The 14,888-nt window shown below is 67.3% G+C and carries 11 protein-coding genes; 6 read left to right on the top strand and 5 right to left on the bottom strand.

Going from position 1 to position 14,888, the window contains the following annotated elements:
• Position 1: 1 nt before the first annotated feature.
• Entirely contained in the window at positions 2-1,318 is a 1,317-nt protein-coding gene (gene rpoN / locus ACGRVM_RS05465; protein WP_377167889.1) for an RNA polymerase factor sigma-54, read from the bottom strand.
• Positions 1,319-1,544: 226 nt separating this feature from the next.
• Positions 1,545-3,374: a flagellin N-terminal helical domain-containing protein gene (locus ACGRVM_RS05460; RefSeq protein WP_377167891.1), complete on the bottom strand. Its 1,830-nt coding sequence runs from the start codon at positions 3,372-3,374 to the stop codon at positions 1,545-1,547.
• A 224-nt stretch (positions 3,375-3,598) separates the two neighbouring features.
• Between ACGRVM_RS05460 and ACGRVM_RS05455 the strand changes: the two genes are divergently transcribed.
• From ACGRVM_RS05455 to ACGRVM_RS05430, 6 genes are all read left to right on the top strand, one after another.
• Positions 3,599-4,360: a motility protein A gene (locus tag ACGRVM_RS05455; protein WP_377167893.1), complete on the top strand. Its 762-nt coding sequence runs from the start codon at positions 3,599-3,601 to the stop codon at positions 4,358-4,360.
• A 10-nt stretch (positions 4,361-4,370) separates the two neighbouring features.
• The gene (locus ACGRVM_RS05450) at positions 4,371-5,537 is read left to right on the top strand and encodes a flagellar motor protein MotB (protein ID WP_377167895.1); all 1,167 of its coding nucleotides are present in this window, start codon (positions 4,371-4,373) and stop codon (positions 5,535-5,537) included.
• A gap of 70 nt (positions 5,538-5,607) precedes the next feature.
• Entirely contained in the window at positions 5,608-7,227 is a 1,620-nt protein-coding gene (gene fliD / locus ACGRVM_RS05445) for a flagellar filament capping protein FliD (RefSeq protein ID WP_377167897.1), read from the top strand.
• 32 nt (positions 7,228-7,259) lie between these two features.
• On the top strand, positions 7,260-7,841 hold the full coding sequence (locus ACGRVM_RS05440) for a hypothetical protein (protein ID WP_377167899.1): 582 nt from the start codon (positions 7,260-7,262) through the stop codon (positions 7,839-7,841).
• Between the two features lie 46 nt (positions 7,842-7,887).
• On the top strand, positions 7,888-8,397 hold the full coding sequence (locus ACGRVM_RS05435; protein WP_377167901.1) for a methanogen output domain 1-containing protein: 510 nt from the start codon (positions 7,888-7,890) through the stop codon (positions 8,395-8,397).
• Positions 8,384-10,546 carry a hybrid sensor histidine kinase/response regulator gene (locus tag ACGRVM_RS05430; protein ID WP_377167903.1) on the top strand — a complete coding sequence of 721 codons (2,163 nt, stop codon included), beginning with the start codon at positions 8,384-8,386 and terminating at the stop codon, positions 10,544-10,546. Before ACGRVM_RS05435 ends, ACGRVM_RS05430 begins: the two co-directional genes overlap by 14 nt.
• Positions 10,547-10,613: 67 nt before the next feature.
• Here ACGRVM_RS05430 and ACGRVM_RS05425 read toward each other — a convergent pair whose 3' ends face one another.
• Genes ACGRVM_RS05425 through flhA form a run of 3 tightly spaced genes read right to left on the bottom strand, consistent with a single transcriptional unit; the run spans position 10,614 to position 14,795 of the window.
• On the bottom strand, positions 10,614-11,342 hold the full coding sequence (locus ACGRVM_RS05425; protein ID WP_377167905.1) for a sigma-70 family RNA polymerase sigma factor: 729 nt from the start codon (positions 11,340-11,342) through the stop codon (positions 10,614-10,616).
• A complete protein-coding gene (locus tag ACGRVM_RS05420) occupies positions 11,339-12,601 on the bottom strand; it encodes a flagellar biosynthesis protein FlhF (protein WP_377167907.1) in 1,263 nt (420 codons plus the stop codon). Before ACGRVM_RS05420 ends, ACGRVM_RS05425 begins: the two co-directional genes overlap by 4 nt.
• Before the next feature lie 58 nt (positions 12,602-12,659).
• Complete coding sequence (gene flhA / locus ACGRVM_RS05415) at positions 12,660-14,795, bottom strand: flagellar biosynthesis protein FlhA (RefSeq protein WP_377167909.1); 2,136 nt, start codon at positions 14,793-14,795, stop codon at positions 12,660-12,662.
• Between the last annotated feature and the right edge of the window lie 93 nt (positions 14,796-14,888).

The following is a 14,888-nucleotide window of genomic DNA, read 5'->3' as shown; positions in this document are numbered from 1 at the left end:
CTCAGACCGCGTCGAGACGGGCGCGGCGCTTGCGCTGGAAGGAGGAGGGGATGTTGAGCATGTCGCGATACTTGGCGACGGTGCGCCGCGCGAGGGTCGGGCCGCCCTCGGAAATGGCGCTGGCGATATCGGCGTCGTTGAGCGGACGGGCCGGATCCTCGGCGGCGACGAGGCGCTGGATGCGGTGGCGGACGGCGGCGGCGGACGCGCCGCCTTCGGTGCCGCCCGCCTTGCCCGGCAGGGCGGTGCTGAAGAACCGCTTGAGCCCCAGCGTGCCTTGCGGCGTCACGATCAGGATGCCCGTGGTCACGCGGCTCACGGTGCTTTCATGCACGCCCACGGCGGCGGCGACATCGGCGAGCGTCATCGGCGCGATATGCGACGGGCCATGCTCTAGAAAGGCGGATTGGCGGCGCACGATCTCGGCGCCGACGGCCAGCGTCGTCTGATTGCGGTGCTCGACCGCGCGGCGCAGCCAGCGCGCGACGCCGAGGCGCTCGCCCACGTAATCGCGGGTCGCGGGATCGCGGGTGATTTCGGCGGCGCGCGCCTCGTCCACCTGCACGGCGGGCAGGGTCGAGCGGTTGAGCTCCACCTGCCAGCCCGACGCGCCGCGCGTCACGATGAGATCGGGCTCGCGCTCGTTCAGCTCGCCCAGGTCGAAATCGGCGCCGGGCTTGGGGTTGAGGCTGCGCAGCTCCTTCAGCGCGGCGCGCAGCTCGTCCATCGTGCAGCCGCAGACGCGGGCGAGGCCGGTCAGATCGGCGGCGGCGAGGCGCGGCAGATTGGCGAGGATCGCGCGAAAAAGCGGCGTCATCATGCCCCGCTCCTCGGCCTGAAGGCCGAGGCATTCGGCGAGGCTGCGCGCGAAGAGACCCGCAGGCTCGACTGTCTGGATGATCCTCAGCATCTCCTCGGCCTCGGGCAGGCCGAGGCCGCAATCGGCGGCGATGTCCTCGAGCGGATCGCACAGCCAGCCATTGGCGTCGATCCCTTCGAGAAAACGGTCGGCGATCACGCGGCGATGCGGATCGGCGAAGAGACTGTCGAATTGCGCCGCGACATGGCCGTAGAGAGAGAGCGGATGGTCCGCCATGCGGCTCGCCGGATCGTCGCCTTCGATGGCGCCGCCCGATTGCGGCAGGGAGGGCAGCGCGCGCGCGGGCGCGGCGACGTCGATGAACGGGTTCTCCTCGGCCTCTTTCTCGATATAGCTCTGGATATCGGTGTTCGAGAGTTGCAAGAGCGCGATCGCCTGCTGCATGTGCCCGCTCATCACCAGTGAGGTGCTCTGGGCCGTGCGTTGGGTAAACTGCATGTTCATCGGTAAAAAAACTCCTTGCGACGCCTATAGTGATGCGGCGGCGCGCCGTATGGGTGAAGACTCCATATCTGACGGCGCGGGGCGTCCGGTTTCCGACGCGGCGCGGGGCGGGGCCAACAGGCTGGCGCGCAACAAAAAACCCCGACGATACCGCCGGGGTTCTTTCGATACTGTCGGGATCCCGACACGCGGGGGAGATCCCCCGCGTGCGGATTTCCGCTTAGCGGAGCAGGCTGAGGACGTTTTCCGTCGACTTGTTGGCCTGCGCGAGCATCGCGGTGCTGGCCTGGGCGAGAATCTTGGCCCGTGCCATCTCGGACGATTCTTTCGCGAAGTCCGCATCCATGACCCCCGAGCGCGCAGCCTCGACGTTGACCGTGATGTTGGTCAGGTTCGAGATCGTGCTGTCGAGACGGTTCGAGACCGCACCGAGATCGGAGCGCGACTGCGAGATCTTCTGGAGGGCGAAGTCGATGATCGCGACCGCCGCCTCGGCGCCCATTGCGCTGGTCAGATCGATTTCCGAGACCGACTGAAGCTTCGAGGCGAAGCTGGTCCCGCCGGCTGTGTCGAGCATGGATTCCGACACGTTCACGGCAGGTGTGCCGTTGGCCGTGTAGGCAGAAAGGGTGCTGCCATCCAGGGTCGCCGTAGCCGAGCTGCCGGTGCCCCCAGCAAGGGCCATGTTGCCGCCAGCCGAAGTGAAATCGGTGATGGCGATGTCGCCACCATTCGCATCGGTGAGCGTCACGTCGTTACCCGAAGCCGTCGCCGTCACGCCGGTGTCAGCCGTTTTCGCGTTGATCGCGGCGATCAGCGCGTCGCGGTCGGTTGCGGGAGTGCCGACACCTGTGTAGGCGATGTCCTCACCGTTCAGCTTGAAGGCAACCGCGCCCGCCGAAGTCGGAGGCGTCGCAGTCACAGCCGAAGCCACGGCCGCGCTTGCCGTCGCGACGTCTTCGATGTTCGTCGCCACCGAGAAGGCTTCGGTCGAGCTCATGGTCACGGTGCCCTTGATCGAAGATGCGGCAACGCTGTCGGCGACATCCGCATCGGAAGACAGGACTGCGGAGGCCGCGCCGTCGCCGCTTTCGATCGCCATCGAGCTGTCGTCGGCCGACGAGGAGAAGTTCGTGATGCTGATGTCGTCGCCGTTGGCGTCGGTAAGGGTGAGCGAACCCGCCGGATTGATCTCGGCAGTCACGCCGGTCTGGTTGGCGATGGCGTTGATCGAGTCGCGAAGGCCTGCAAGGCGATCGGTCCCGGCTGCGGGAATGGACACCTGGTTCGTCGAGACGCCGTTGATTTCGAAGCTGACCGTCGATGCAACGGCGCTTCCACCGGATACGGGGCCCTGAAGGATTGCCGAGGTCGTGGCCGATGCTTCGACGCCCGTGTCAGCAGAGGCGTTGTTGATCGCTGCGGCGATGGTCTTGGCCGAGTCGTCGGCACCGGTCGAAACGGTTTTCGAGCCGGAGTGACCCGAGATGGTCAGCACTTCGGCAGAGAAGGAGGTGGCGGCCTGCGTGGTCAGCGTGTTGACACCGATATCGGTCGATGCGGCGCTGTCCACGTCGATTTTCAGAACCTGACCGGCATCCGCACCGATCTGGAACTGCTTGTTGACGAACGTGCCGTCCAAAACCTTCATGCCGTTGAAGGTCGTGTTCTCGGCGACGGTGTTGATTTCGGTAATGAGCTGCTTCGCTTCCGCCGAGAGGTTGCCACGGTTCGACGCCGTGTTGGTGTCGTTCGCCGACTGGACGGCCAGCTCGCGCAGACGCTGGAGCATGTTCGAGACTTCGACGTGGGCGCCTTCGGTGGTGTCCACGAGGTTCTTGCCGTCGGTGGCGTTGCGGACGGCCTGGTTGAGGCCCATGATCTGCGAGGTCATCTTTTCCGCGATGGCCATGCCGGCGGCGTCGTCCTTGGCGGCGTTGATACGCAGGCCCGAGGAAAGGCGGCCCATCGCGGCGTTCATGTCCTCGTTCACGCGGGTCATGTTCGCTTGTGCGGTGATGGCGCCGATATTCGTGTTGATCGTGGTCATTTTCAAATCTCCTGATCTGGATAGCAGCGCTTCCCGGCGCTTGATCAAGGCAACGGTTCCGCCCGGATTTGTTTAGAAGAATTTTTCGGGCGCTACACAAATGTCTGATTTATAATACAAAAATTAAATCACACGCCCTCCCGCCGGTTTGGTGCGGATCTTGCTCCACTGTCTTGCACGCGCGCCCGCAGGGCCGCGGCAGGGCAATTCGGAAGGCAGGCGGCATGGATATCGCATCACTCATCGGTCTGATCGGCGCATTGGGCATGATCATCGGTGCGATGATCACGGCGGGGGGCGTCGGCCCTTTCATCGACGTCGCGTCGATCCTGATCGTCTTCGGCGGCACGCTCTTCGCCGTGATGTACAAATGCACCATGCCCGTCTTCCTGCGCAGCTGGGGCGCGATGGCCAAGGCCTTCATGCCGAAGCCCGCGAGCCAGGAGGAGCTGATCGGCAAGATGGTCGAGCTGTCGGATCTCGCGCGCAAGAGCGGGCTCATGGCCCTCGAAAGCGTCGAGGTGCCGGACCGCTTCTTCTCGAAGGGGCTTCAGATGCTGGTCGATGGCGCGGATGAGCAGAAGATGGTCAAACAGCTCAACGAGGAGATCAAGGCGATGAAGCGCCGCCACAGCGAGGTGCATGAGGCGGTGCGCGGCTGGATCGACATCGCGCCCGCGATGGGCATGATCGGCACGCTCATCGGCCTCGTCCAGATGCTCGGCAACATGGCCGACCCGAAGGCGATCGGCCCGGCCATGGCGGTCGCGCTGCTGACCACGCTTTACGGCGCCTTCATCGCGAACGTTCTCTTCGGCCCGATCCTCGCCAAGCTCGAGGGCTATTCGGCGCATGAGGCGCTTTACCGAGAGATGGTCATCGCCGGGCTGCGCAACATCGCGCGCGGCGAGAGCGGGCGCAACGTGCAGGAGCAGATGGTGGCCGTGATGCCGCCCAAGCTCCAGACCAAGCTGATGGCCGCCTGAGGCCGCGCCGATGTCCCGCAAGCCGATACCGCTGCCCGTTCCCTTCGAGGAGCCGCAGGAGGACGATTGCCCGAAATGCCCGCCGCCCGGCGCGCCGGCGTGGATGGCGACATTCGCGGACATCGCGACGCTGCTGATGGCCTTCTTCGTGCTCATCCTCTCTTTCGCCGAGTTCAATCAGCCGAAATTCAAGATGGTGGCCGGATCGCTCAAGAACGCGTTCGGCGTGCAGCGCGAATTGCCCGTGACCGAGCAGCCGACCGGCACCACGATCCTCGATCTGAAATTCAGCCCCGCGCCCGAGGTCACGGTCACGGACCAGCTCATCCAGGACACGGTGCAGATCGAGGCCGAGGAGGTGCAAAAGCCCGTCACCGAGGAGGATGGCGACGGCGAGAGCGGCGAGGACGGCGAGGCGAGCGCGAAGGAGACCGCGGAGGCGGCCAGCCTCGCCGAGGCCGTGGAGGCCGCGCTCGAGGAAGGGCGCGTGCATGCCGAGATGCGGGACGGGCAGGTGGTGATGACCTTCGATGCGCCTACCGCCGAAGATCTGCCGTCCAAGCTGACCGATGCCGCCGAGGCGCTGGCCGAGGCGGGCGAGGCGACGGGCCAGTCCACTGACGAGGTGATGATGGAGGGCCTCGCCGAGGTGCTGCCGCAGCTCGCGGAGGCGGTCCGGACCCAGGCCGAGGTCAGCGAGGCCGAGATCGCCGAGGGCAAGGCCGAGCGCAGTGCTGCGCTGGCCGAAGCGCAGCTTCGCGTGGCGCTACGCCGCGAGATATCGCAAGGCCTCGTGACGATCGAGCAGAAGAAGGACCGTGTCGTCATCACGGTGGGCGCGGGCGGCGCTTTCCCCTCCGGCGATGCCGATCTCACGCCGGACGCGCGCGACGTGATGGCCCGCATCGCCTTCTCCGCGATGGGCGACGCGAGCAACATCGTCGTGACGGGCCATACCGACAGCGTGCCGCTCAGCCCGTCGAGCGCCTTTCGCGACAATTGGGGCCTCGCCGCCGCGCGTGCCTCGTCCGTGGTGCGCGAATTGTCGGCCTCGGCGCTGATCGGTCCCGAGCGGCTGACGGCCACCAGCCGGGGCGAATCCGCGCCCGTCGCCGATAACGAGACCGCCGAGGGACGCGAGAAGAACCGGCGCATCGAGATCGAGATCACCTATTGAGACCCCGGGGCGTCATTAAACATTCGGCGAAACGCGCCGTTTGCGCTCCCATAGGGGGAAGGCATCGCACATGGATATCCTGAGTTCACTCAACACCGGCGGCACCGGCCTCAATATCGCCGAGCTTTCCGAAACGCTCGCGAAATCCGAGACGGAGCCGCGCAAGGCATTGATCGATGCGCGCATCGACAGCGCCGAGATGCGTCTGTCGGGGTACGAGCGGCTGCGCGGCCAGGCCGGGATGCTGGACGAGGCGCTGGGCATGATGCGCGGGCTTTCCTCGCGCACGCTCGCGAGCGATGCGGGCGCGCTCGGCGTCACCGTGACCGATCCCGAGGCGCTGGCGCCCGGCCGCTCGACCGTCGCGGTCGAGCGTCTCGCGCAGGCGCAGGTGCTCAGCTTCGGCGGCTTCGCCTCGCCCGATGCCGAGATCGGCGCGGGCGCGATGAGCGTCGGCATCGGCAGTTGGTCGGCGGACACGCCGCCGGTCTTCGCGCAAGGGACGGAGGCGGCGCGTACGCTCAATTTCGCGCCCGGAAGCACGCTTTCGGACATGGCGCGCGCACTCGACGCCTTGCCGGGCGTCTCGGCGCGGGTGATCGACCTTGGGGACGGGACGTTCTCGCTCGGCGTCCTCTCCGAGACAGGGGCGGCCAATGCGCTCAATTTCTCGGTCGCGCCGGGGGCCGACCCGGCGCTGGCCGCGTTCGACTTCGCGAGCGGTCCGGGCGCCGCGCAGGTGCAGGGGGCCGAGGACGCGCTCTTGCGGCTGAATGGCATCGCGGTGACGCGGCCAAGCAATGTGGTGGACGATCTGCTGCCGGGGGCGAGCCTTTCGCTCAATGGCGTGACGTCGACGCCCGCCACCGTCACAGCCGCGCCCAATGTCGATGGCGCGCTCGAGGTGATGCAGAGCTTCGTCGAGATCATCAACGCCACGCGCCGCATGATCGACACGCTCACCGCGCGCGGCTTCGGCGGGGACGGTGTCAAGGGCGATCTGGCGGGCGACAGCCTCAGCGAAGGGCTGATGAGCGGGATCGACCGCGTGCTGGGCCGCGCCTTCGGCGGGGCGGGGGTGTATCTGGCCGATTTGGGGATCGTCACGCAGCGCGACGGCACCTATGCGCTCGATGCCGACGCCTTCACCAAGGCGCTCCGCGCCGATCCGGCGATGATCGACCCGCTCGTGCGCGACAGCGTCACGGGCGTGGGCGTCAAGGTCAGCGGGTTGCCCGCGGGCGCCGCCGAGGCGGGCAGCTATACGTTCGAGCGCGATCCTGCGACGGGCGCCGCGACGCTGAACGGCGCGCGGGTTTTCGGCACCGAAGGCGAGAACGGCGTCTGGAGCTACCGCGTCTCGAGCGGACCGATGCGCGGGATCACCATCGAGGTGGAGGCCGCATCCTCGGGCGGCACGCTCACCTTCGCGCCGGGCATGGTCGGGGCGCTGCAATCCTATGTCACCGAGAACATGGCGAGCGATGGCGGAATCGCGCAGCGCGAAAAGGCGCTACAAGACAGCGTCATGGACGAGACCGAGGCGCTGGCCGCACTCGAGGCGCGCGGCGAGGAAGTGCGCTTGCGCTACCTCTCGCGCTTCACCGAGATGGAAAAGATCGTGACGCAGCTCAATTCGACGGGCGACTATCTGACCAATCTCATCGACGCCTGGAACTCGGACAATTGAGCGCGGCGATGTGCCCGGCGGGGCGCGGGATCATGGCAGGGGCGATGGGCGCACGCGCCGAGAATCGCTTTTCGATCCGTTTTCGGAACCGTGATGCGCCGGTCGCGCCCGGTCAGGGGGCGCGGCGGATTGACGCCCCGATTACGTTTTGCGCGAAGGGCGCGCGCCGCGCGCATGGGGCCGGGCAGCTTTTCGCGCCTGGGGCCATCGGGGCGCAAGAATCGTTGATGCGCAGACGGTTGGCTCGTCGGTGTCGGGTGCCGCAGCGTCATCTTTCGCGGAGCGTCGAGGCGACTGCCGATGCACTGCCTTGGAAGATAAAACTATTTCGCGGATGCTATCTTTCGAGCGCCTTGACAGGTCGTGTGCAGGACGCGTTTCTGTGCGAAAAAAGGAACAATTATTTTGATTTCCTTGACCACGCGGTAGCATGTCCTTTTGTGCGCAATCTATGGTTGACACTCGTGATGCGCAGGGTAAATCCGTTGAACGTTAATGAAGTGCGGCGCAGTTCAGCAGCTCTTCGTGACAGGTCTTCAGGCGAAAATCTCGTACGGGCCGCAACAATCACCAGCCTTTTGCAGTTGTTATCAATACCACTGCCCAAGGCGTAGCACCTGCGGAATTTTTCCAAGTGGTCAAATTTTTTGGAGGGCACTGATGCCGGAGACGAAACAGGTGGATTTGGACCGGACCGGCTTCTACCTCGAAATGATCGCGCATCTGACGACCTCGCTCGAGAACGTGATCGGGCTCGAGGATGCGGAGGGCTATTACGGTATCGTCGGCACGGCCATCGGCGAGCGGCTGAGCGATGCCTACGCGCAGGCCTTCGGGCGGCGCGACATGTCCGCCGATGAGATCGGCGAGATACTGGTCGATCTCAAGCGGCGCATCGACGGCGGCTTTCGCGTCGCGTCGGTCGAGGACGGCGTCATCACGCTCACGAATGACCGCTGCCCCTTCGGAGAAAAAGCGCTCGGTCGCAAATCGCTCTGCATGATGACGTCGAACGTCTTCGGCACGATCGCCTCCGAGGCGTCGGGTCAGGCGAATGTCGAATTGCAGGAAACCATCGCGGCGGGAGACGGGCGCTGCTGCGTGAAGGTGTATCTCAACCGCCCGGAGGCCCCCGGCCTTCAGTATTTCGGCGCACATGAAGATCGATGATCCCAAGCTCGAAGCTGTCCTCGAATTCATTCGGGACAGCCCTGACCCCGTCGCGGTCTTCGACGGGGAAGGGCGGCTGATATTCGAGAATGCGGCGCTGGAGCGCCTCGGCTGCACCGCGTCGCTTGTAGGCTACCTCGCCGGAAACGAGGGCAGCGATACGCTCGCCATGGGCCTCAAGCGGTCCAAGCAGACGCCTTTCGCGTTTCTTGACGGCGAGAGGCGGCTCAAGGGGCAGATCCGCCGCATCAACACGGCCACCGGCCTCGCGGTCGCCGCCGTGCGCATCCAGCAGACGGCCACGATGGCGGACCTGACCAAGCTGCGGCGCAGTCAGTCGGCCGCGGGCTACAACGCGTTCGAGCGCCAGGCCGTCAGCGAACGTTTCAGCGCATTTTTCGAAAACGCGCAGGCGGGGATGGGCGTTCTGAACGGCATGGGGCGCTTCGTTCTTGCCAATCCCGCGATGGAAAAGCTCCTTGGGCGGCCCGAGGCGCGGATCCGCGGCCGCACGCTCGAGGAGATGGTGGATATCGGAGACCGTCAGGGCCGTCTCTTCACGCCCGGTGTCGGGGAAAGCCACCTCGCGCCCGACGCCGCGCAACCCTTCGATGCGATCATACCGCTCGGCGATGGGGATATTCCGGTGGAGATCAGCCTGACCGAGCGGATGGTCTCGCGCCGCGCCGAGTTCTTCGTCGTGATCCGCGACATGACCGAGTCCCGCCGCCTCAAGGAAGTGCGCGAGCTCAATGCGCAGCTCGCCGCCGCGCAGCGTGTACGCGACGATTTCATCCGCCTCATGTCGCACGAGATGCGCACGCCGCTCTCGACGCTGGTGAGCGCCGCCGAAACGCTGCAACAGCAGCCCGGCCTCGACGAGGAGACGGCGAACCGCGCGCATCAGATCGAGGAGGCGGCGCGCGATGCGCTGACGCAATACAGCTCGATCCTCAGCCTAAGCCGCGGCTCGGCGCATCGCGCGAGCCGACTTCTGCCCTCTGATCTCATCGACCGGCTGCTGCGCCAATACGCGCCCACCGCCGAGCGTAACAAGATCCGGCTCGAGGGCGCGGCCTACGGCGCCGCGCTCAAGGAAGTTCCGGTCGATCCGACCGCCGCCTTCCTCATCATGACGAACCTCGTGTCGAACGCGCTCAAGCACACGCCCGCGGGCGGCGAGGTGCGCTGCGAGGTGCGCGCGAAACGCGACGAGCGCATTCTGGAGCTGAGCGTCCGGGACAGCGGCACCGGCGTGCCCGAGGCGCTGCGGCCCCATATCTTCGAGCCCTACCGCACCGGCGCCGGCGAGATGGAAATCGATGTCGGTCTGGGCGTTGGCCTTTCGCTCGTCAAGCGTGCGGTGGACGATGCGGGCGGCATGATCGAGATGCAGTCCGAAACCGACATGGGCACGACCTTCATCATCACGCTGCCCTTTCTCGAGATCGAGCAGCAGGAGCAGATCAAGGAGACCGCGCGCCGCGAGGGGCTCGATCTGGCGCCGATGGACCGGATCCTCGTCATCGATGACGACGCGGTCAGCCGCGAGATCCTGACGGCGACCCTGCGCAGCCATGGCTTCGATGCCGAAGCGGTCGATGACGGCGCGGCGGCGGTCGAGCTTCTATCGCGCCCGGAGACGGAATGGCCGCGCATGATCTTTCTCGACCGGGAGATGCCGGGCCTCAACGGTGCCGACACGGCGCGGCGCATCCGGGGTCTTCAGGGCGAGCGCAAACCCTATATCTGCGGGCTGACCGCCTATCTCGACGATCTGACGATGACCCAATTGCTCGAGGCGGGGGTGGACCACGTCGAGGAAAAGCCGTTCAGCCGCGTGCGGATCGAACAGATCACGGGCCTGTCGAAGGCGCGGCCGCCGCTCGGCGCGCATCTGTCAGAGGATCACCGCCTGATGGCGCGCTCGCTTCTGCGACGCGAGACGGCCAAACTTCTCGACATGATGCGCCGCGATCTTCTGATCGAGGCGGCGGATGTGGCGCAGGGCCTCTCGCGCACGCTCTGCGTGATCCGCGCGGACGAGGAAAGCCGCCTCATGTGCGGATTGGCGACGCGCCTGCGGCAGGGTGTCTGCCCGCGCGCGGGTGTGCGGCGCCGCATCCAGGCGCTGGGCGATCTGATTTGACGTGACCTGAGGCATTGCGCCGCGCGGAGTGCGTGCGGCGCATACGTGCCTGCGGCTACCGGACCGCTCAGGCGGCGCCGGGCTCGCGCATGCGGCGCTCGATGATCTCGCGCAGTTGCGTGACGGCGGCCTTCTTGATCTGCGACACGCGCCCCGTCGTCACATCGAGGATCGCGGCGATCTCGTAGACGTTCAATTCCTCGACATAGTAGAGTTGCAGCACAAGCGCCGAGCGCTCGGGTATCTCGCCGAGCGCGAGGCGCAGCAGCGCCTTGAGCTGGGTCTGTTCGACCTCGTCCTCGGCGGTGCTGGCCGTATCGCTGAAGAGCATCGAGTGATCGGTATAGACCTCGTCCAGCGACTTGAGCTGGTTGGTCTGGAATTTCGCCTCCCAGTTCTGGAAATCCTCGAGGCTCATCTCGAGCGCGTCGGCCAGCTCGGCCGTCTCGGGCTCTCGGCCCAAGGTCTGCGACAGCTTGCGGCGCGTGCGCTCGATCGTCTGGCGCATGGTGATCGTGCTGCGGCAGAGGTTGGAATTGCGGCGCAGATGGTCGATGATCGAGCCGCGAATGCGGATCGCGGCATAGGCGCCGAAGGTCACCCCGTCCTGGACCGAATAGCGCTGCGAGGCATCCACGAGGCCCAGATAGCCCGCCTGAAGCAGGTCCTCGATCTCGACGAAGCGCCCCACGCGGCCCTGGAAATGCCAGGCGAGGCGCCGTACGAGCGGCATGTGCTCCTCGATCAGGCGCGCCGGATCGGGGCGCTGTTCGGCATAGCCCTGCGGTGCGATCATGTCTTGGCCTCCCCGGTTGCGCGGCGGTGGCGGAAGACGAGCGGCGGCGGCACATCGGGTGCGGAAGGCTCGGGCTGCGCTTGCGGCTCGGGTTGCGCCTGCGGCTCTGGCAAGGCGGATGCGCCCTCCCCGTCGCCGCTTTCGGGCGCGGTGTCTTCGGCAACGGCCGGCACGTCCTGAACGCTGCGCGACGAAAGCGCCGTCAGCCCGCCCGAGAGACGGTCATCCGCCGAGAGCCAGAGCGGCCGCAGCCCCGCCGCGATCGCGTCCTCGCCGTCCCGCCCGTCCTCTGTCTCGCCCGACAGGATGACGCCCTTCCCGAGCACGGCCCATTGATCGGCCATGCCGCGCAGCCATGCCGCCGAGGCGCCCATGGGCGCGACCAGCGCGCCCGCCGCGCCCTCGCAACGCAGCGCGGTGCGCGCGGCGTCGGTCCGGCTTCCGCCGCGGCCCGAGATCACCACGATCTGCACGGTGTCGCGCGCGGGCTGGGGCAGGTTGGCCGCTGTCTCGAACCGGGTCTGGATACCCAGCAGATGCGCCTTCTGCGCAAGGAAAGCGCCGTCGCTATGCGAGCCGGTGCCGCAGAAATAGAACTCGATCCGCAGGCCCGGCAGGTGATCGACGCGCATCAGCGCCAGTTGCAGCGCGGCCTGCGACTTGCCGCCGCCCGGCGGGCCGGCGAGCACGATGCGCGGCGCCGCCATCAGATCGGAGCGCAGGCGCGCCGCGCTCGGCCCGAGCGTCGCGGCAAGGCCCGCGCCGGGCGTGGGCGCCGCCTCCGCCGAGACCACGGGATCGCGGCGCTTGGCCTTGGTCAGCATCTCCGCGAAGGGGCGCGGCGCGGCCGGATCGAGAAAGCGGGGCAGCTTGGTGACCGCCGCGCTCGCACGGCGCATCCGGGCGGGGTCCGCAGCGGCGGAGTCCGCGCGCGTAGGTGCCTCGGCCTCGGCAAGCGCAGGCGCGCTCGTCCGCGCGGCCTCCGCCGCGTCGTCGATCAGGATGTCCACCACGCTGCGCCTCGGCGCGGCGTTCTCGGGCACTTCGGCGTGGGCTTCCGGCTTGGGCGCGGGCTCCTCGGCGGGTTTCGCCACGGGCTTGACCGCCGCCGCGCCTTCCGGTGCCTCGTCGCTCGCCGTGATCTCGACGCCGCCATCGACGCGGGTGGCCGAAAGGATATAGGCCTCCTCCCCGAACCGGTTCTGGATCAGTTCGAGCGCGGTCACGCTGTCGGGGGCGCGAAAGGTCATGATGCTCATGTCGTCAATCCTTGGCGGTCAGTGGCGGTGGAGGAGGCGGCGACGCAGAAAGGGGCGGTCATGTCGTCCCTCCCGCCGCCGCGCCGACGGTGGCGGCGATCTCGACCCGGCGGTTGTCGGGCAGCTCGGAGACGGCCATGACGATCCCCGAGGCGCCATGCGCGCGCAGGAACCCGGCGAAGGCGCGCCGCAGCGCCGCCGAGACCACGATCACCGATTGGCGTCCCTGGCCCGCGAGCGCCTCTTCGGCGGCGTTGATCTGCGTGAGGATGCTGCGCGTCAGGCCCTGCTCGACGATGAGCCCCGCCATGCCCTGCTGCGAGCGCGTCAGCAGATCCTCGAGATCGGGCGCGAGCGTGATGAGCGGCAGCGCCTCCTTGAGCGGCGCGATCTGCTGGAGAAGCTGCGGCGCGAGTGCGGGGCGCAGCGCCTCGGCCATGTCCTGCACGCTGTCGATGCGCCCTTGCATCCCGGCCAGATCCTCGAGGATGCGCGGCAGGTCCGAGATCGGCATGCGCTCGGTCAGAAGGGCGCGCAGGACGGCGGTCAGGATGTGATGCGGCACCAGCTTGGGGATGATCTGCTCGACCAGCGTGGGCTGAGAGCGTTCGAGGTTTTCCAGAAGGTCCTGAACGTCATCGGCGCCGATCAGATCCGCCGCGTGGGCGTAGAGCATCTGGCTCAGATGCGTCGCGATCACCGAGGCGGGTTCGACCACGACATAATCGTCGGCCTCGGCCTCGGTCTGCTGATGGGGCTGGATCCAGACGGCGTCCATGCCGAAGGACGGATCCTTGCATTCGATCCCGCGCAGCTTGCGCGTGGTGCCGCCGCCGGGCAGGGCGAGCTTGCGGCCCGGATGCGCCTGATCCTCGGCCACCACGGCCTGGCGGATGCGGATGCGGTAGGTGTTGGCCGGCAGGCTCATGTCGTCGCGGATGCGCACGCCGGGGATGACGAAGCCCATCGCCTTCGACACCTCGCGCCGGATGCCGGTGATGCGCGAGACGAGCGAGCCGCCTTCGCCTTCTTCCACGAGCGGGATGAGCCCGAGGCCGATCTGGATCGTGATGGGCGCGTAATCCGTCACCTCGTCGGGCGTGATCGCTCCGCTCTTGGCGTCCGGCGTGTCCGGGCCGTTCTCGGCGCCGCCGGGCGCGGGCAGGGCGGCGGGGCGCGGCACTTGCCCCACGCGCGCGGGGGCCTGCGCGCCTTCGGGCGCGGCCTTGGGGCGCGCGGCCCATGCGGCGGCGCCCGCACCTGCGGCGGCGAGCAGGAAGAGGACATTGGGCATGCCCGGAATGAGGCCCATGATCGCCAGCACGGCAGCCACGGGCGCGAGCGCGCGGCTCAGCATGATCTGCGAGCTGATATGCCCCGCCATGTCATGCGTCGAGGCGACGCGCGTGACGATCACGGCGGTCGCGATGGACAGGAGCAGCGAGGGGATCTGCGCGACGAGGCCGTCGCCGATCGACAGGAGCACATAGGTCTCGGCCGCCGCGCCGAAGCTCAGCCCGTGCTGCGAGGTGCCGATGATGATGCCGCCGACGATGTTGGCGATCAGGATCAAGATGCCCGCGATCGCGTCGCCCTTCACGAATTTCGACGCGCCGTCCATAGCGCCGTAGAAATCGGCCTCTTCGCCGACTTCGGCACGGCGCGCGCGGGCCTGCTCGGGCGTCAGAAGGCCCGCGTTCAGATCGGCGTCGATGGCCATCTGCTTGCCCGGCATCGCATCGAGCGTGAAGCGCGCCGAGACTTCCGAGACCCGCCCTGCGCCCTTGGTGATGACGACGAGGTTGATGATGACGAGGATCACGAAGACCACGAGGCCGACCGCGAAATTGCCCGCGATCACGAAATTGCCGAAGGCTTCGATGACCCGGCCCGCGGCGCCGCTGCCGTTATGGCCGTCCGTCAGCACGATCCGCGTCGAGGCTACGTTGAGCGCGAGGCGCAGGACGGTGGCGATCAGCAGGACGGACGGGAAGGACGAGAAATCGAGCGGGCGATAGCTGTGCAGCGCGACCATCAGCACGAGCAGCGACAGAAGGATGTTGAAGACGAAGAAGATGTCGAGCAGCGCGAGCGGTAGCGGCAGCACCATCATCGCCACGATCGCCAGAATGCCGAGGGGCATCAGGCTGCCCCCCAGTTGGGGGCGCAAGGCGGCAGGGCTGGTCGCGGCCATGATCTGTCCTTCGCGGCGTGTCTCGTCTCGCAAGGGGGCGTGCAAATGCCATGCCAAGGCGCGGCGCGCGCGCCGTCCGGCCGTGGGCGGTCT

This window comes from Roseovarius aquimarinus (assembly GCF_043661195.1).
Classification (GTDB): domain Bacteria; phylum Pseudomonadota; class Alphaproteobacteria; order Rhodobacterales; family Rhodobacteraceae; genus Roseovarius; species Roseovarius aquimarinus.
The sequence above is the reverse complement of the archived record's forward strand: the minus strand, read 5'-3'. Positions and strand labels throughout refer to the sequence as shown.